The sequence below is a fragment of the Candidatus Thermodiscus eudorianus genome, assembly GCA_015521085.1.
Classification (GTDB): domain Archaea; phylum Thermoproteota; class Thermoprotei_A; order Sulfolobales; family Acidilobaceae; genus Thermodiscus; species Thermodiscus eudorianus.
The window spans coordinates 71,229-89,338 of record WAOW01000001.1 but is presented as its reverse complement, the minus strand read 5'-3'; the positions used below and the strand labels follow the sequence as shown (position 1 = coordinate 89,338).

At 58.1% G+C, this 18,110-nt stretch carries 17 protein-coding genes; 5 read left to right on the top strand and 12 right to left on the bottom strand.

The window, feature by feature from the left end; genetic code table 11:
* Window positions 1-14: 14 nt before the first annotated feature.
* The gene (locus tag F7C38_00480) at window positions 15-989 is read left to right on the top strand and encodes an MBL fold metallo-hydrolase (GenBank protein MCE4600028.1); all 975 of its coding nucleotides are present in this window, start codon (window positions 15-17) and stop codon (window positions 987-989) included.
* 73 nt (window positions 990-1,062) lie between these two features.
* Window positions 1,063-1,962, top strand: a complete 900-nt coding sequence (locus tag F7C38_00475) for a hypothetical protein (GenBank protein MCE4600027.1) — start codon at window positions 1,063-1,065, stop codon at window positions 1,960-1,962.
* Window positions 1,963-1,975: 13 nt separating this feature from the next.
* On the opposite strand, the gene F7C38_00470 is transcribed toward F7C38_00475, so the two are convergent.
* Together F7C38_00470 and F7C38_00465 are read right to left on the bottom strand one after the other, a co-directional pair.
* Window positions 1,976-2,269, bottom strand: a complete 294-nt coding sequence (locus F7C38_00470; GenBank protein MCE4600026.1) for a DUF211 domain-containing protein — start codon at window positions 2,267-2,269, stop codon at window positions 1,976-1,978.
* 48 nt (window positions 2,270-2,317) lie between these two features.
* A complete protein-coding gene (locus tag F7C38_00465; protein MCE4600025.1) occupies window positions 2,318-2,740 on the bottom strand; it encodes a hypothetical protein in 423 nt (140 codons plus the stop codon).
* A gap of 127 nt (window positions 2,741-2,867) precedes the next feature.
* On the opposite strand from F7C38_00465, the gene F7C38_00460 reads away from it, so the two are divergent.
* Window positions 2,868-3,848: an ATP-binding cassette domain-containing protein gene (locus F7C38_00460; GenBank protein MCE4600024.1), complete on the top strand. Its 981-nt coding sequence runs from the start codon at window positions 2,868-2,870 to the stop codon at window positions 3,846-3,848.
* Window positions 3,849-3,853: 5 nt separating this feature from the next.
* Window positions 3,854-4,705 carry an ABC transporter permease gene (locus tag F7C38_00455; protein ID MCE4600023.1) on the top strand — a complete coding sequence of 284 codons (852 nt, stop codon included), beginning with the start codon at window positions 3,854-3,856 and terminating at the stop codon, window positions 4,703-4,705.
* Here the strand turns inward: F7C38_00455 and F7C38_00450 are convergent.
* Window positions 4,634-5,341: an ATPase gene (locus F7C38_00450; GenBank protein ID MCE4600022.1), complete on the bottom strand. Its 708-nt coding sequence runs from the start codon at window positions 5,339-5,341 to the stop codon at window positions 4,634-4,636. The genes F7C38_00455 and F7C38_00450 overlap by 72 nt on opposite strands.
* A 133-nt stretch (window positions 5,342-5,474) precedes the next feature.
* Here F7C38_00450 and F7C38_00445 point away from each other — a divergent pair, with 133 nt between their 5' ends.
* A complete protein-coding gene (locus F7C38_00445; protein ID MCE4600021.1) occupies window positions 5,475-6,815 on the top strand; it encodes an MATE family efflux transporter in 1,341 nt (446 codons plus the stop codon).
* On the opposite strand, the gene proC is transcribed toward F7C38_00445, so the two are convergent.
* The 9 genes from proC to F7C38_00400 form a co-directional block, all read right to left on the bottom strand.
* A complete protein-coding gene (proC, locus tag F7C38_00440) occupies window positions 6,812-7,630 on the bottom strand; it encodes a pyrroline-5-carboxylate reductase (protein ID MCE4600020.1) in 819 nt (272 codons plus the stop codon). The two genes, F7C38_00445 and proC, sit on opposite strands and share 4 nt — an antisense overlap.
* A 96-nt stretch (window positions 7,631-7,726) precedes the next feature.
* Window positions 7,727-8,611, bottom strand: a complete 885-nt coding sequence (locus tag F7C38_00435) for an MBL fold metallo-hydrolase (GenBank protein MCE4600019.1) — start codon at window positions 8,609-8,611, stop codon at window positions 7,727-7,729.
* A 27-nt stretch (window positions 8,612-8,638) separates the two neighbouring features.
* Window positions 8,639-11,830, bottom strand: a complete 3,192-nt coding sequence (ileS, locus tag F7C38_00430; GenBank protein ID MCE4600018.1) for an isoleucine--tRNA ligase — start codon at window positions 11,828-11,830, stop codon at window positions 8,639-8,641.
* Window positions 11,831-11,927: 97 nt separating this feature from the next.
* Window positions 11,928-13,367 carry an Asp-tRNA(Asn)/Glu-tRNA(Gln) amidotransferase subunit GatB gene (gene gatB / locus F7C38_00425; GenBank protein ID MCE4600017.1) on the bottom strand — a complete coding sequence of 480 codons (1,440 nt, stop codon included), beginning with the start codon at window positions 13,365-13,367 and terminating at the stop codon, window positions 11,928-11,930.
* Window positions 13,357-14,799, bottom strand: a complete 1,443-nt coding sequence (gene gatA, locus F7C38_00420; GenBank protein ID MCE4600016.1) for an Asp-tRNA(Asn)/Glu-tRNA(Gln) amidotransferase subunit GatA — start codon at window positions 14,797-14,799, stop codon at window positions 13,357-13,359. Before gatA ends, gatB begins: the two co-directional genes overlap by 11 nt.
* Entirely contained in the window at window positions 14,796-15,071 is a 276-nt protein-coding gene (locus tag F7C38_00415; protein MCE4600015.1) for an aspartyl/glutamyl-tRNA amidotransferase subunit C, read from the bottom strand. Before F7C38_00415 ends, gatA begins: the two co-directional genes overlap by 4 nt.
* Before the next feature lie 88 nt (window positions 15,072-15,159).
* Window positions 15,160-16,290: a branched-chain amino acid ABC transporter permease gene (locus F7C38_00410; protein MCE4600014.1), complete on the bottom strand. Its 1,131-nt coding sequence runs from the start codon at window positions 16,288-16,290 to the stop codon at window positions 15,160-15,162.
* A gap of 6 nt (window positions 16,291-16,296) precedes the next feature.
* Complete coding sequence (locus tag F7C38_00405; protein MCE4600013.1) at window positions 16,297-17,364, bottom strand: branched-chain amino acid ABC transporter permease; 1,068 nt, start codon at window positions 17,362-17,364, stop codon at window positions 16,297-16,299.
* Between the two features lie 14 nt (window positions 17,365-17,378).
* Window positions 17,379-18,110, bottom strand: a complete 732-nt coding sequence (locus tag F7C38_00400) for an ABC transporter ATP-binding protein (protein MCE4600012.1) — start codon at window positions 18,108-18,110, stop codon at window positions 17,379-17,381.

Here is an 18,110-nt window from a genome sequence, read left to right as displayed (position 1 = left end):
AACCTGGTGTGGGAATGAAGCGCATCCCCCTATGGATCCCCATAAGGAGCCTGGGAGCCATAAACGTCTACGCATTCTACCGCGGCAGGAACAACGGGGTGTCCCTCGTAGATGCTGGCATGCTCTCGGGGAGGAGCATTCTAGACCTCGCGTGGGGCCTCAAAGGCCTAGGCTTCAACCTGTGTGATGTTGAGAAGGTTGTGCTAACGCACTTCCACGTCGACCATTCAAGCCTACTAGCACTCCTCCTATCGTGCGGCGTAGAGGTCTACATGGGGAGGAGGGACGTAGAGGTCGTTAAGGGCGGTGTGAGGAACTTCGTAGAGGCGGCGACAAACCTATACCTACAGCATGGGACGCCAGTCGAGGAGGTTGATGCTATGCTCTCAAACCATCCAGCCTTGAAGCTGGAGTACGCCTATGACAGGGTGAAGGGGGCCGATATACACGAGCTGAGGGACGGCGACACCATAACCCTGGGCGGTAAGAGGCTGGAGGTCATAGAGGCCCCGGGCCACACGCCGGGTAGCATACTATTGTATAGTAGGGGGACTAGGGAGCTGTTCACGGGCGACACCCTACTCCCCGGTATAACCCCCCACGTCACAATACACGACCCCAGCTCCGATCCCCTCGGCGAGTACCTGGAGAGCCTGGAGAGGATAAGCGGTATAGAGGCCAGGATAGCCTATCCGGGGCATAGAGAGCCCCTGGAGGACCCCCGGGCTAGGGCGTTGGAGTTGATCAGGCACCACCAGGAGAGGCTCTTGGAGATAGAGGAGCTCGTCAGGACGTTGGAGCCGGTTACGGCCTATGAGGTCGCTAAGAGGGTTAGGTGGAGGACTAGGTATAGCTCGTGGAGCATGTATCCTCCGCAGGAGAAGTTCTTCGCGATGGGCGAGACCCTGGCTCACCTGCGCAGGCTTGAGGTCGAGGGCAGGGTTGTCAAGGGGCTGGAGGACGGTATATACTATTGGCGTCCCGCCTAGATTGTAGGGTGTTATATACCTGTTTTCAATCCTCCTTTATAAAGGGGGCTGGGGTTCCGCCGGGGAGTAATTGTTGAGTGGTATAGCGGAGATCGTTGACGAGTGCGCCGACGAGTACATGAGGCTTTACACCCGGACGAAGATACGCGATATAGGTGTTGAGATGCACGAGGTCCCCGCGGGGCCGGAGCCCAGCGAGATAGAGGTCTACATAAAGAGCATCAGGGAGATCAGCATAGACGAGATACCAATAGTCAAGGGGATCCTAACGGCTTTCGAGGGGCGGAGGCTGATCATATACGAGTACGAGAATATAAGGAAGAGGGATGACAGGGCCAGGCTCGCCTCACGCCTCGTCGAGAGGGGCGTGGCCGAGGATAAGAGCTTCATACTAGTCATGCCCAGCCTCATGCCCGTCAGCCTGGCCACGTCGCTGCCCTACGAGGTCCAGGAGACTGTCGGCGATAGCCTCGCGCTGACGGTTAACATAGTCTATGATAACCTGCTCTACCTGCCGGAGTCCAGGAAGAGGGCTATCGAGATCGTGGCCAAGGAGAACAGCGAGGCCAGCTATGAGAGGGTCAAGTGGCTGAGGGAGGTGGCCGAGGATTCGGGTATCATGGTGGCCAGGGAGGTGTTCTTGTCTGACAACAAGGAGATATTCGAGTACGTGACCAGCCTGGGGCCCGATGGAATATACGAGAGGATACCCGTCAACAAACTGGCCACTTACATAATCGGCGTCTCACGGTGCCTGAGGATACCCGGTATAAGGGAGCTCTACCATAGGGAGGTGGTCAAGCACTTCATCTACGGCTACAAGGTCCCATTCCAAGACTTCGTCAGGCTCGCTAGGGTGATAGAGGGCTACAGGAACACCTATCCCGTCCCAAGCGGCCTGCTCTACAACGTCGTCTACAGGGGCGTGAAGACGCTTATAGCGGAGTTGATGAATAGACTGGGGCTACTCTAGAGGCTCTGAAGGGCTACTCCTCCACGTTCTCTGGCTCCTCGACTATCTTCGATCCAGCCACGACCTGGTCTATGCTGTGGATCACGCAGCCTAGCATGTCCAGCTTCTCCTTCACGGCGGTGAAGTCTATGCTCTCGCCCTCTATAGTCATGCTGAGGGTTATGGTCTCGACGTCGATCTCCTTGACCGTGAGGTTGACCCCCTCGATCCCCCTTATGGAGGCGACCTCCCTGGCGACGTCGATTATAGAGGGACCCCTGAGGGGCTTGAGGATGTCTAAGACCAGTCTCCTAACAGGGGCGGCCAACTTACAGCTATCCCTCCCATGTAGTAATCCCGGGGGCGGCACGCGATATTAGAATCTTATCCTAGGGACGGCCTGTTGCTCTACGAGCGAGGATACATAGAGCATTACCCGTTCGTCATACCCTTGAGGGACCCTCCCCTCCCACAAGTCGTCCAGTGCATGGTGGAGGTGCACTAGGAGGACCGCGTCCCTCCCGAACAGGCACTCTACTATCTGCTCCAGCACCCTCCTGCCCAGGGGGCTGCGCCAGTCGTGGGCCATTACACCCCTGGCCCGGAGCCCTACTCTAGCGGCTTCTGCTATAGGTGGTAGCTCGCATTGGCGGTGGAGTTTCTCCTTTAGTAGCTTTGGGAGTCTTTTGGGGTGGTCTATGAGTGTTTCTATGATGGATGCGGCCTCGATTGTAGTGTCTAGGTTGTATAGCTTGATGAGTCTTATCGCGTGGGTTATGTGGATCCTCCTGTCGGGCACCCTGTTAGACCCCCGGGCCTCCTGTGTTTCTCTGTGTCCTGGGGTCTCGGGCTTTATAATGGGGTCTTGTCTAGAGGAAACATTATATTGTCTATCGATACATGTCGGTTATCGAGGGGCCATTGTCTTGGAGTGCGCAGTCGAGGCCAGGGAGCTGGTGAAGGTATATCCAAACGGGGTTAGAGCCGTAGACGGGGTGTCCTTCTGCATAAGGAAGGGGGAGATCTTCTCCCTGCTGGGCCCTAACGGGGCCGGCAAGACAACGACCGTCAGGATGCTCTCAACCCTCATAAAACCCACATCCGGCGATGCACGGATACTTGGCTACAGTGTGGTGAGGGAGGCGAATAAGGTTAGAAGGGTTATCGGGATAGTTCCCCAGGACCTGACCAGCGATGACGAGATGACCGGGTGGGACAACGTCTACATACAGGCCAGACTCTACGGCTATAGGGGTAGGGAAGCCGAGGAACGCACCAGGAACGCCCTCAAGTTCATGGACCTACTAGACGTCGCCAATAGGAGGGTCGCTACCTACAGCGGGGGTATGAGGCGTAGGCTTGAAATCGCGATGAGCCTAGTCCACTCCCCCGAGGTGCTCTACCTCGACGAGCCCACCCTAGGGCTCGATGTACAGAGCAGGAGGCACCTATGGAGCCTCATAAACCAGCTGAAGAGCGAGGGAATCACCATACTATTGACCACGCACTACATGGAGGAGGCAGACTACCTCAGCGACAGGGTCGCGATAATAGACCATGGCAGGATAATAGCCGAGGGGACCCCAGAGGAGTTAAAGGCCAGGCTCGGAGGCGAGAGGATACACCTAGAGCTCGACTCTGAAGACAAGGCCAAAGAGCTCGCGGGCACGCTGGCCGAGAACGGGTGGAGCGTCAAGACCGTCAACTCCACCGTTATAGTCACGGTCTCCAACGCGGCCAGAGCCATACCAGAGCTCGCCAGCTATATAGGGCTGGCGAGGGAGGTCAAGATCGTGAAGCCAAACCTCGAAGAGGTCTTCATCGAGCTGACGGGCAGGAGGCTCAGGGACGAAGAGCCCATAGACGCCTTCCGCTACAGGGTCATGGCTAGGCGTGTCAGGAGGTGACTGGCATGGGGCTTATCGACGGGACCATCACCATACTCTCTAGGGAGGTTAGGAAGTGGATCGGTAGAAGGGCCGTATTCGTGGTCTCCATAATAACGCCGCTGATATGGATAGCGTTCTTCGGCAAGAGCATGAATATACAGGGCCTCATAGCCGGGAGGATCCCGCCAAACATACCGGCCCAGCTAGCCGAGGTCCTGAAGCAGGCATACGAGTACGCTCTGAAGCAGTCCTTCGGAACCACCGACTACTTCACGTTCTTCTCTGCAGGCATGCTAGCGGTCTTCAGCCTCTTCCAGAGCATGTTCAGCGGCATAAGCGTGATATTCGATAAGAGGCTCGGGTACATGGATAGGCTACTGGTCACGCCTATACCAAGGACCAGTATATTCCTCGGCAAGGTCGGGGCCACCCTGGTTAGGCTCTCGATACTGGAACTGCTACTCTTCGCAACGGCCCTGGCGCTGGGGATGCAGTTGAAGAGCGGCCTAGGCCTAGTCGACCTGGTGGCGGCTTGGGCCATTATAATGGTGCTCGCGCTAGGCCTATCCTCGGCCTACACGACGCTTAGCTTCTACGCCGAGAACCAGGAAGTCGTGTTCGCCGTCGGCAACCTAGTCAACCTACCTCTAATGTTCACCTCAAGTGCATTGTTCCCGGTGGAGCAGATGCCCCAATGGCTACAGGCGATAGCCAAGGTCAACCCGGTGACCTACGCCTCGGACCTAGTGAGATACCACCTCATAGGAAAGCCTGTCGACAACTACGCCGTCCACCTAGCCATACTACTGGCGATCAGCCTCACGCTCTTCATCGCCGGCATATACCTCAGCGTTAGGTGGATGAAGACCAGGTAGCCACGGCATCTCACAGGGCTCCACTCGGAGTATGGAGCCATCACCGCCTCCATACACTCCATCCTCCCTCAGGCAGAGCCTCTCCCCGTGCACGGGCGAGCCCGTGACTACCGTGTGGTACTCGCCGTTCTCGCCCAGAGGATCGGCCCCGACCCCGGTTAGGCGGGCCTCGATCTCCTCGACCGTCGATTCGTCTAGGATCGCCCCCAATAGATCCTCCAGACCCTTGACTACACCGGTGACCTTAGCGGTGAAGCCCTGCTCGATGATCTCATAGAGTAGCTCCCTGGTGTCCCTACCCCATAGAGGCTCCTTTAGCCGTGCTCCCGCCTCGGAGGCCAGGGACTCCATGTACCTTAGGTGGTCCTCTATGTAGACGTCTCCAGCTACTATGGTCGACGCGTTGAGCCTGGCTAAGACCCTGGCCGTGTAGCTCAACGCGCCTACGCGAGGGACCCTCACCACCAGGACAGGGACACCAGTTAGGGATAATGTCGCGATCGAGGCCTTCATGTTGACTATGTGGGGCGAGGGGACTGGGAACTCATATACGAGGAATAGGAAGAGGTCCGGGGGCCACTCCATGTATGACGCGTATAGGCTGTCCTTGCCTCCCGAGGCCAGTGCGATCTTCAAGTCAGACCCTCGAATATGCGCGGCCCCTGTCATGGTTAATATTAGCTGTATGTACCGCCACGAGCGCGTGGGAATTATATCGGGGGCCTTCATATACCAGGCTGGCAGGGCTTGAGCCCGTGGCTGGGGTAAAGTGATCGATAAGAGCATATGGAGGAAGGCCCTGGTAATAGCGCTGCCACTAATGCTCGCGGAGTCAGTCGACAGTATCCTCTGGCTAATGGACACGTACTTCGTCAGCAGGCTCGGAGACAATGCCCTAGCGGCGGTTGGCGTGGGAGGCTACCTGGGCTGGCTCACCTTCGCAGGGGGCAGCCTCTTCTACACCGGGGCACTAGTCCTGGTGGCCCAGGCGGTCGGGGCAGGGGACAAGAGTGCTGCCTCGAAGTCTTCCGGCGAGATACTTACCTCGAACGCGCTCCTCGGAGTGCCGGTGTTGGCGGCGATGTGGTACCTGGCCCCATACCTCGTCGGGTTCATAGCCGGGGCTAGGGTGGGTTATGATGTGAAGATGCTCTCCGTGGAGTACTATAGGGCTAGGCTCCTCGGGATCCCCTTCACCTACGCGGGCCTCGTCCTGGGAGCAGTGTACAGGGGTGTGGGTAGGACCAGGCCTGTGCTGTACGCGACCTTAGTCTTCGCTACCGTGAACGGGGTTCTAGACCCCATACTGATCTTCGGCCTCCTAGGGGTCCCCTCCATGGGTGTGGCTGGAGCCGGGTATGCCAGTAGCATTGCCAACGTCGTCTACGCCGCGATACTATACGCCATGGCTGGCCGCACGGTCGGGTTTAGTGTTAGGCCGCGGCCTCCGGGGAGGTATGCTTTGCTCGGGGCTAGGATAGGGTTCCCGGCGCTAGTGGAGAGGCTGGCCTTCGTGGGGGGCAACGTTGGGTATATAGGCGCCGTGGCTCGGTGCGGTGAGGAGGCCCTCGCAGCCCATACTGTGGGGGTTAGGGTCGAGTCGATCGCGTTCCTGCCCCTCTTCTCCATAGCCGAGGCCTCCGCCGCGCTGGCTGGCCAGGAGGTCGGGGCGGGGAGGGTCCCTCAGGCTAAAAGGGTTGGGTGGGAGGTCGCTAAGCTGAACGCGTTGGCTGGATCCATAGTGATGCTCGTCCTAGTGGCTCTGTCGGGCTACCTGCCCAGGATCTTCACCAACACCCCCAGCGTAGTCGACTTGGCCAGGCTATATCTCTGGATTGCTGGGGCGACCGAGCCAGCCCTAGGCGTGATCATGTCGATCGGGATGACGATCAGGGGCGCTGGCAATACTACCGTGCCGACCCTCATCAACCTAGTCGGGCTCTACCTTCTAAGGGTTCTCCCAGCGGGCATACTACCGCACTACATGCCGGCCGGCTACTGTGTTTTGGGCGCGTGGCTGGCCATGGGGATAGATGTCACTGGGAGGGGCCTGGCCATGGTCCTGGTGTTTAGGAGGTACTTCGAGAGGCTGGCCCGGAGGGTGGTCTAGGAGAGGCCTAGCCTCTGCCGGATCTGCCTGTCTATCTCTGCCCCGAGTAGCCTGGCCTTCTCTGTGGCTGCCTCCACAGTCTTTATCAGGGCGGCCTTCACGCTCCTCTCCTCTATGACCTTCAACGCCTCGATCGTCGTGCCGCCTGGCGTGGTGACCTCGTCTCTAACCTCGGCTGGGTGCACGGGCCTCTGCCTCAGCAATCCTACCGTGGCCTCGATCGTGTCGAGCACGGCGTTCGTAGACACGTCCCTTGGGAGGCCTACTGCTACTCCCCCTAGTATTAGGGCGTCTATGAGTATCGATAGGTATGCGGGGGCGCTCCCGACCAGGGCGGTCCACGGGTCTAGCCACTCTTCTGGAACCCAGTAGACTGTGCCGACGCATTTGAAGACTTCCTCGACTTCACGGGAGAATGAGCCGTCTCTGGGGCCGCTTAGAGCAGTCGTACTCCTCCTGATCATGACGTTGATGTTGGGCATGGCCCTGTAGACCTCTGCCGCCCTGGTGGCCTCGGTTAGAGTCTTGATTCTAAGCCCGGCGACCACCGAGACCAGCGCCTTGCCCTCCAGCACGTCGCCTATCTCCGGGAGTACTTGGGGTACATTAACGGGTTTCACGCTGAGGAGTACCATGTCCGCCTCAGACACCGCCCTCTTATTGTCTCTAATCGCCTTGACGCCCAGCCTCTTCATATTCTCCAGCGTGCCCTCACGCCTGCCAGTAGCTACTATCGTGTAACCGCACCTGGTTAGAGCGGTGGCCAGAGCTCCGCCGATCTTGCCCGCGCCGATAACCGCTATGACCGGCTTCACGGTAGTTCACCCATCAAGTCCCCGGTCAACCCCCGGGCTGTCTGGTGGATTCGTTCCCTGGCTTCTCATTTAACTGTGCACCGTGGCTACACACCCTTACCGGGGGAGTGCTGGTGTCTTGTAGCCCTTCACAGTCTTCGCCAGTATCTTCTGGGCCGCTAGGTAGTCTAGGATCTTTGCTATCATTTCTTTCTCGAAGTAATCCATCACTGTCTTGACGCCTTCGAGCTTCCTCCTATATATCAGGCCCTTGTCCACCAGGTCTCCTGGCCTGGCCTCGCCTCCAATGGATCCTAGATACTCTGCCACACTCGTTATCTGCCTGTCGAGTGCTCCCCTGTATCGTGACAGCTCCTCTAAGAGAGGGTCCCTCGTGTATGTGTACTCCTTGTGTGATGTCGTGTATGTCTTGGCGTCGAGGCCTGCTACCATGTCAATGTCAGCTATGAATGCTGTCAGCGAGGACTCCGGGTGCCCGTACCATGGGCCGAAGCCTGTGAGGTCTATGTCGGAGATGTGGGCGTGGCTTCCTATCAGTAGTATGTGGTGGCCCTTTGTATGGCCGTGGGCCGGTATGGCCTCGATCTCTACGGTGCCTATCCTTACGGTCTCCCATGGGTCGAAGGTCGCGGTGGGGACTGGAACCGTCTTGAGGTTGAATACCCTCCGGACGTAGTCGATCCAGTCCCTCCATATGGGTGGCGCGAACCTCTTGGCCAGCTCCTCTAGGGTTTGGAACTGGGCGTCGTAGCTTGGCATGTAAGTCTCCTTGCCTCGTAGCAGCTCGTGGTGTGTTACGTGGTCGGGGTGTATGTGGGTGTATAGCACCGCGTCTACCCTGTCCCTGACCGCCAGTATATTGTTCCTGCCACAGCCAGCGTCGACTAGCACCGTCTTTGGACTGGATTTTATTAGGAGACAGTTTGAGGAGGGGAACCTCCCCCTCCCAGGACCCACTATTAAGTGGATGGATTGAGTCAATCCTGGTCAACCGGCCAGGGAGAACCCTTATTCGTCGCTGGCCTTCTCGACACCTATGGTTACCTTGTAGCCGTCTATGTTCCACTCCTTAGTGTAGGCGTCTTCTGGAGGGTTCGTGTAGTTTATCGCCTCCGCCCTCGTCTCATAGGATATGTACTCCTCCATCTCCCTGGCAGCCTCTATGACTTCGTTGTCGCCCGTTAGCCACACCCGTATCTTGGCCTCGACCGGCAGGTCCATCTCCTTCCTCATAGCCTGTATCCTCCTGACCAGGTCCCTGGCTATGCCTTCGACGAGTTCCCTCCTGCCTATCCTCGCGTCAACCGCCACCAGGCCTATGTCCGTCTCGGCGACCGCTAGCCACTCGGGGTAGCCTGCCTTTATGTTGACGTGCCTCGGCTCAAGCACTATCTCCTCGCCGTCGATCACGGCCTTGTGGGCGCCCTTCTCCACTAGGTCCTTGGCGACCTTCTCCTTGTTCGCCTCTATGTACCCGACTATCTTCTTCGAGAGCCTTCTGAACTCGGGGCCTATCGCCCTGTAGTTGGGCTCCACGTCGTAGACCTTTAGGCCCTCGAAGAACTCCGGGCCGACGAGTTCTAGCTCCTTGGCGTTGGCTAGGGATAGTATCACCTTTCTGGTCAGCTCTAGCTTCCAGGCCTCTTCTCCCTTCTTGAGGGATACTATTACCCTTGAGACCGGCTGCCTCAGCTTTAGCCTCGCCTTGTTTCGGGCTGCGGCTACGGCCTCTACTATCTTCTTGGCCGTCTCCATGGCCTCCTCAAGCCTGGCGTCCCGTAGGCCTGGCTCCTCGCCCGGCAGGTCTAGTAGGTGTATGCTCACGGGGCCTTTCAATGCCTCCCTGTACATTAACTGGTAGATGTATTCTGTCGTGAAGGGTATGAAGGGCGCGGCTAGGAGTAGCCATTCCCAGAGGACCTTGTGTAGCACCGCGTAGGCCGCCTTCTTGGTCGGAGTCTCAGCCTCCTCCCATACTCTTCTCCTTATCAGCCTTATGTACCAGTGGCTCACGTCCTCTACCATGAACTCTCGGAGGGCTCTCGCCGCCTCGTGTAGCTTGTAGGATTTCATGGCCCTGTGGTAGGCCTCCTTTAGGTTTGAGAGCCTTGACAGTATCCACTTGTCCTCTAGCTCTAGCCAGTCCTTGTCTAGCTTCTCTAGGGGTTCCTCTAGGGGGTCGTATTTGTCTAGGCTCATGTAGGTTGAGGCGAAGGAGTAGACGTTCCATACTATGTTTAGGGCTCTACGCGCCTGCTCCATAGCCTTCCACTGGAATCTCAGGTCCTCCCACACGGTGTTCTGCATGCTCCATAGCCTGACGGCGTCCCTGGGCATGCGTGATATGAGTTCCGTGAACTCTATGTAGTTTCCTAGGCTCTTGTGCATCTCCCTCCCATGCTCGTCTAGGGCGAACCCGTGGACCAGTACTTTGAGGTATGGCCTCTCGTTGAACCCTATTATGCCGCTTCTCAGCAGGCTGAAGAACCATCCCCTTATCTGGTCGTGCCCCTCTACTATGAAGTCGACTGGCTTGAGGGACTCGTAGGGCTCCCTATTCTTGGGGTATCCGAGGCTCGCGTAGAACGCGACTCCGGAGTCGAACCATACATCCATTACGTCGGGGACCCTCTCCATTACCCCGCCACACTTGGGGCACTTCAGCTTGACCCTGTCGACCCAGGGCCTGTGGAGGTCCTCTGGCTCCTCCCCGCCCATCTCCACTAGCTCCTTAGTGCTGCCTATGACGTGGGTGTAGCCGCACTCCCTGCAACGCCATACTGGTAGTGGTATCCCCCAGAACCTCTGGCGTGATATGACCCAGTCCCTGACCTCCTTGAGGAGGTTGGTGAACCGGGTCTTGGCCCATTCGGGGACCCATTCTATGCGCTCGGCCTCCTCCAGTAGCTTGTCTTTTAGCTTGGATACCGCTATGAACCACTGGTTTGTGGCCCTTAGTACTAGTGGGGTCTTGCACCTCCAGCATATCGGGTACCTGTGGGTGACTGTTGACTTGTGGAATAGTGCCCCGAGCCTTTCTAGGTCTTCCATTATGGCCTTGTTGGCCTCCTTCCTGAAGTAGAGGCCCTTGTACTTCCCGGCGCCCTCGGTCATCCTGCCCTGGTTGTCTACCAGCGAGACTACTGGGGCCCCTACACGGTCCATGTTTATCTCGTAGTCTATCTCTCCGTGCCCGGGGGCCGAGTGGACGAGGCCTGTTCCCTCGGTCGCGACCACCGCCTCCGGGGCCATGACCACCCTGTGGTACTTGCTCAGCGTGTCCTGGGCTGGTACTATGCCTTCTAGCGGGTGCTTGTATTCTAGGCCCTCTAGGTCTTTCCCCTTGAACTCTTCGACTACCTTGTAGTCGGTGACCCCGGCTTCCTCCATCACCTTTTCAAGCCTCGCCTTGGCTAGTATTAGGTACTCGCCGTTGACTAGGACCTTGACATAGTCAAGGTCGGGGTGCGCCATTACGAACGCGTTCGCCGGGAGGGTCCATGGGGTGGTGGTCCATACTAGGAGGCTGGTCTTCTCCATGCCCTTAACGGGGAACTTGACGTATATGCTCGGGTCGGTGAGCACGGCGTACTCGCTGACCTCGTAGTCTGCCAGGGTGGTCTCACACCTCGGGCACCAGTGTACTACCCTGTAGCCCTCGTAGAGTAGGCCCTGTTCCCAGGCCCTCTTTATGAGCCACCATCCACTCTCTATGTAGTCTTTCTCGAAGGTTACGTAGGGGTTGTCCCAGTCCATGAAGACGCCTATCTCCTTGAAGTGCTCTGTCATGGCTTTCAGGTTCTCTAGCGCGAACCTCTTACAGTGCTCGACGAACTTCTCGACGCCCACCTTCTCCACTATCTCCTTCTTGGTCCATATGCCGAGCTCCTTCTCTATCTTAACCTCTATCGGGAGCCCGTGCGTGTCGTAGCCGGGCTTGTCCCAGACGCGGTAGCCCATCATCCTATGGTAGCGGAGGACTACGTCCTTGATCACCTTGTTCCAGGCGGTGCCGACGTGTATACTCTTAGCACTGGCATAGGGCGGACCGTCTAGGAAGTAGAACTTCCTGTTAGACGACTCAGACTTCTCCTTGACGAGCCTATAGACCCTGTTCTCAGCCCAGAACCTCTTAACCCAGTCTTCGAGGCCGAACTGGTCGTAGCGGACCCTTGAGAGCCTATCACTTATAGCCGGCAACTCTATCTCCACAGGAACGGGTTTATGGATTGACAAATAAAGCCAACGATAGCCGCCGAATATACCCCTACGGGCACACGACGGGGCGAGGATACACCTAGCCGGGCTCATTATTTAGCTTATCCATTATCATCTCCCTGATAAGCCTCGGGTCAACGGCCCTCTTACCCACCCGGCGGATGACCTGGCCCACTAGGAAGTCAAGCGCCTTACCCCTGCCGCTCCTATAGTCGTTGACCGCCTTCGGGAAGCTCTCAATGACCTCCTCGACAATCTCCTCAAGATTACCCGCCTTCTCGGGGAGTACCTCCTCAAGCCGGGCCCGGGGATTAGCGGCTAGCCTGGGTACGACCAGCCCCGTGACGGCCTTCAACGGGTACTCGCCCCTGGCCACGAGGAGCACTATCTCCGAGAACGTCTCCGGCCCAGGCCAGTTCCCCGGGTCATAGGGGTCCCTCTGTAGATCCTTCAAGGCGCCCTTATAGTCCACGCCTATCAGCCTAGCCAGGACAACGGGGTCAACGCCCTCTCTCCCGGCTGCGGCCTTGAAGATATTGGCGGCGTGCTTGACCTGGATTATACTCCACGCGACCTCCCTAGGCACGCCCATCGACACCATCGACTCCAGCAGGCTCCTAGGTAGCTCCGTTAGAAGATCCTCCGCCTCCCCTAGTAGCGGCTTGGTGAGGATCATTGGCAGGTCGGGGTCCGGCATGTACAGGTATTCTTCTTCCTCCTCCTTGTGGCGTAGTGGCTTGGTCAGCCTCCTCGCGGCGTCCCAGTGCCTGGTCTCCCTGTTGACCGTCCCGCCCCGCTCTATTATGAGGCTCTGCCTACGGTACTCGTATTGGAGGGCCCTCTCTACCTCGTGGGTCGAGCCTATATTCTTCACCTCGACTCTCTCGCCGCCCTCCACGCTTATGTTGGCGTCAACCCTGAAGGCCCCCTCTAGGCGTGGATTCGTGGCTCCGATATACTCCAAGTTGAGCAACAGGTACTCTACAAAGGCCCTGGCAGCCCTGGGACTGGGGATATCGGGCTCCGTCACTATCTCCAGTAGGGGGACCCCGCTCCGGTTATAGTCGACCAGGACGTAGGGGCTTGATACAATGCTACCCTCGGGGTACACGGAGCGGCCGGGGTCCTCCTCCAGGTTGACCCTCCTAATCCTAACCCTATGCCACTCCCAGGACTCCGGGTCGAGGTACTCGAAGGAGCCCCCCATGCACACCGGGGCCCCGCCAGCCCTCTCATACTGAGTTATCTGGTAGTTCTTGGGGAGGTCCGGGTAGAAGTAGTGCTTCCTAGTGAAGACAATGGCCCCGGGTATCCTACAGTTGAGTATCCTGGCGGCCGCGAGGGCTAACACAACGGCGCGCCGCGAGGGCACCGGCAGGGCTCCCGGGAGGCCTAGGCAGACCGGGCAGACGTTCGAGTTGGGGGGCAGTCCCCGGTAGTTGCTCTTACATGAGCAGAAGAGTTTTGACCCGGCCTCCGTCAGCTGCACGTGGACCTCAAGGCCTATCTTAGCCTTCACCAGCAGCCACCCCCGCCAAGCCGGTTACCTCCTCTACTAGGAGGCCTGCCTCGAAGAGCGCCTCCTCGCCCCAGGGCCTGGCCATCAACTGTAGCCCCACGGGTCCCTCGCTGGTCAGGGCTATCGGGATCTGGAGCGCTGGCACCCCGGCCAGGTTTGCCGTGACGGTGGCTAGGTCTAGAGCGTAGAGGCTTAGAGGGTCCCTCAGCCTCTCGCCTAGTAGCGGAGGTGTCACCGGGCTCGTGGGCGTCGCGACTAGGCACTCCCTTGTGAGCTTCAGCATCTCGTCCCTGACCAGCCTCCTTACACGGGTCGCCAGCACGTAGTACTCGTCCCTGTAGCCCTCGCTTAGAACGAACACGCCCATCGCTATCCTCTTCCTGACCTCGGCGCCGAATAGCATGGACCTCGCAACTATATTCTGCCTCTCCCAGCCTGGCTCCCGTATGCCGAGGCAGTTGTATAGGCCTCCATCGTAGCGGGCTAGGTTGCTGGCCGCCTCCGCCATCGCTATTATGTAGTATGTTGGGAGGACGTACTCCTGTAGCTCCAGCGATACTGTCTCGACCTCTACGCCCTCCGACTCCAGCCTCTCAATTACCCTCTCGAACTCCCTGGCTACCTGCTTCGAGGACGCCTCTAGGACCTCCCTCACAACGCATAGCTTCAAGCCCCGGGGATCGCTTGGGGACAGGGCGGCGGGGTCTGGGGGTTTGCTTTCCAGGCTCGTCGCGTCCAGGGGGTCGGGCCCCGCTATGACGCTGTATAGTAGTGCCAGGTCTCTGACGCTCCTCGCCATCGGGCCTATCTGTTCCAGGCTGTTGGCGTAGGGTATTAGTCCTCTACGGCTGACGGCGCCGTAGGTGGGTTTCAGCCCTACCGTCGCGGTGTAGGCTCCTGGCAGCCGTATGCTGCCCCCGGTGTCGCTGCCCAGCGCGAGGTCTACTGCCTTGTAGGCTAGGGCTGCCCCGCTCCCGCTACTGCTTCCCCCGGGGACCCTCCTCGTGTCCCACGGGTTCCTGGTTGGGCCGAAGGCGCTGAACTCGCCTGTGCTGCCCATTGCGAACTCGTCCATGTTGGTCTTTCCCACAATAATGGCGCCTTGCTCTAGTAGCTTGTCGACGACGTGTGCATTGTATGGAGGCTTGTAGCATTCCAGCATCTTGCTGCCGGCAGTGGTGGGTAGCCAGTCTGTGGATATGTTGTCTTTAACCGCTACTAGGACCCCCTCTAGCCTACGAGCTTTCCCCTGCTTGATCCTTCTACGCGACTCCTCCGCTAGCCTGCGGAGATTCTCGGGGTCTTCTAGGGTTATGAACGCGTTTATCCCTGGCTCTAGCCATTCGATCCTCTTCAGGGCCTCTTCTAGCCTCTCGACCGGGTCGTAGGATTGCGATGCTAGGGCTTCTAGGAGGCTCTGGGGGTCCCTCAAGCCTTACCCCTCCAAGGGAGTTTTACGTAGCCCTCCTCTAGCGTGACCCCCAGCTCCTCTACATTGACCTGCCCGTATCCTTCCCCCTCCCTGAGCCTGGATTCCACTTCCCAGACGTGGTATAGAGGTTCAACGCTCCCGGCGAGTTCCCTTGCTTTTGATAGCCTCGCGAAGAAGCTCCTTATAGAGTCTATGGAGCTGCAGTCTTCTTCTGAGAGTTTGATGCGGGCGAGTTTGGAGAGCTGTTCTAGGATCGAACTACAATCCTCCACTCTGTGCCCCAAGGAAAGGGGATGCGGTTGACCTGGGTTAAAGGCGTAACGTTGCGTGAAGGAGAAAGTAGAGGGTGGAGGCCGTGGTTTACTCGGAGCCGGCCTCTCTCCGGGCCTCCTCTATCAGGTCTACTATCTTATCGCGTGGTATCGTCCTGGAGGGGTATTCGGGTATTATGCCCTTGGGCCTTATGAAGAGTACTATGAGTATGAGGGCGGCGACTAGTATGTATTCAAGGGCGTTGGCGAAGTTGCCTGGGTCTATCCCCACGGCGTCCACGTGTAGTACTGAGGCTATCTGGTTCTTGTAGATCCTTATAGGCCCTATCAGCAGCGCGCCTACCACTACTGAGGCGAGGGCGGCTCCCTTGTTGCTGCTCATACCGCCCAGTATCATTAGGGCCCAAGGCCAGAAGGTCCAGAGCACCCTGTCGAATATGCTCATGGCCGCCACGCTGGAGCCGGCTATCCATGGTGAGAAGCTGTATGATACCCCGGCTAGGGCGGCTAGAGCGCTGCCGATTATCATGGCGTCCCTCCTGACCTTGGCTATGTCCTTTCCTATGGCCTCGGCGCTCTCCTCGTCGTCCCTCACCGCCCTGAATAGCCTGCCGCTGGGGCTGTGGTATAGCCTCTCAAGGAGCAGGTATACGCCTACTGCCAGGAGTAGTACGAAGACCGTTGACCAGAGGCCTGCGTTGCCCGTGAAGCCGAAGGCGTTTGGCACGGTGAGGCCTACGGTGGGTGTTGAGCCCATTAGGGGCTTGTAGTACATGACGAATATCCTGGTGCCCTCGCTCGCGGCCAACAGCATTATAGCCAGGTAGTCTCCCCTCAGCCTTAGCGCCGGGTATGAGGCTAGCCAGCCTAGCAGGCCTCCGAGTATTAGGGCTACTATCACTGAGAAGAGTATGATTACCAGTGAGACGCCTGGCATGCTTGGGAGTATCTGGTTCACATGGGCCATTAGCTCCGTGTTGTTCGTTATAGTCATCTTGACGGCTTCCCATGGGGTTAGGCCTAGCTGGCTAGCCGCGGCCGCGGCGGCTATCCTGGCTGAGAGGTTCCCGACCACTATACCTCCTACCGCGAAGAACATTGCGTGGCCGAAGTCCGGTATGCCGGTCATCCCTGCCTTGACGTTTAGGGCCGCGGTTAGCACGTAGTAGATTGCTATGAAGCTTATGATCTCCTCGAATAGTACTTCGAGGTTGACCATCGCCCTCTACACCCCCTCCTCCTTCCTAGAGAGGATTCTCCTTAGCCTGCCGCTCTTTATCAGGCCGCTCAGGCCCTCTGGAGCGAAGAGCAGGGTCAGCGCTACCGCCAGCATTGATATGACCTTGCTGTACTTGAAGAGCTCTGCGTTGCCGGTGAGTACCGCTAGCCAGTTCGGTATGTAGAGTTCGACGAACCCGATTAGAACTCCGCCGCCTATGCTGCCGAATATACTGTTTACTCCCCCTATTATGCTGCCGGCGAAGGCGCTGACTACTATCTCGTCGGCCGGGCTCGTCGCTGATATGGGCTTCAGGCTCCCGGCTCCCGCGGCCATGAGCATTAGGTAGCCTGCTAGACCTGCTGTCAACCCGCTGATTATCCATGATATCGCGTATACCTTCTCTACGTTGATGCCGAGTACCTCTGCTAGCGGGGGGTTCTCGACGCTGGCCCTCATCTTGACTCCGAGCGTTGTCTTGAATAGTAGTAGGTACAGTGATAGGCCTAGTAGTATTATGAGGGCTATTGAGAACAGGAAGGAGCCGCTTATGAATGTGCCGCCCTTCGTCACAACTATCACGTCGTAGCTGGTCATGCTCATCTTCGTTGACAGTACCCCCACGTCGGCGAGTATCTTCCTTATATCGACGTGCGTGTTGTATATGAAGAGGGCCGCTACCAGGAGGAAGTCGTAGGCTAGAGTCGCGATCATAAGCATGAGGAAGTCGGCCCCCCTCTTTGATAGGGGCTTCAGTATCCCGTAGTACTCTACGAGCGCTGCTATGACGCCGAATACCATTGAGACTACTATGCCTATGGCGTAGAACTCCCATGAGAAGGGCACTGTCGTGGCCCCAATGAACGTCTCCTTGGGGGTCAGGTTGGGCCCTGTCCCGGTTGACTTGGCGTAGTACGCCATTAGCGTGGCTGAGGCATAGGCCGCCACCAGGCTTAGCCTCGGGTGGGCGAAGTTGAACACCTTGGTGGTCATGTAGATGAGCGTGATCCCTAGGCTCAGCAGGGCTAGGACGCTTGCGTATATCGTGGTGCTCATGAACAGGTTCCAGTCCACGGGATCTCCACCTCCTATACTCCCAGCCCCAGGTAGATGCGGGCCAGGTCCTTCCTGGCCATCAGCTCCTTCGCGGGCCCGTCGAAAACAACTCTCCCACTGACGACTAGGACTCCCTTGTCCCCTATCTCTAGCCCCGCCTTGGTGTTCTGCTCCACTAGCACTATCGTGTAGCCCTGCTCGTTCAGCCTCTTGACGTTGGCTAGCACCTCCTTTGCTATCTTAGGCGCTAGTCCTGCTGTTGGCTCGTCTATTAGGAATAGCTTGGGCTTCCTGATCATGCCGATCCCCATGGCGAGCATCTGCCTCTCACCGCCGCTCATAGTACCGGCCTTCTGGTCCATCCTCTCCCGTAGCCTTGGGAAGGTCTCGAACACCTCGTTTATCCTCTCCTCCAATACGTCCTTCGGGAGGTCGTGGCCTGCCAGCCTCAGGTTCTCTATGACCGTGAGGTTGGCGAATATGTTGTTCAGCTGGAATATGAACGCCATCCCCAGCTTGGCCCTCTCGTGGGGGGCCATGTGGGTTATGTCCCTGCCGTCGAACAGCACCTTTCCACTATAGACTGTCGTGAGGCCGAAGAGCGTCTTCAACAGCGTGCTCTTGCCGGCCCCGTTAGGGCCTACTATGACTGTTATCTTGCCCGTGGGTATCTCTAGGTTGACGTCGAAGAGCGTCTGCAGCTTCCCATAGCCGGCGTTGACGTCTATGAGCTTCATTATGGCGTCTCCGTTACCCTGGGCCAC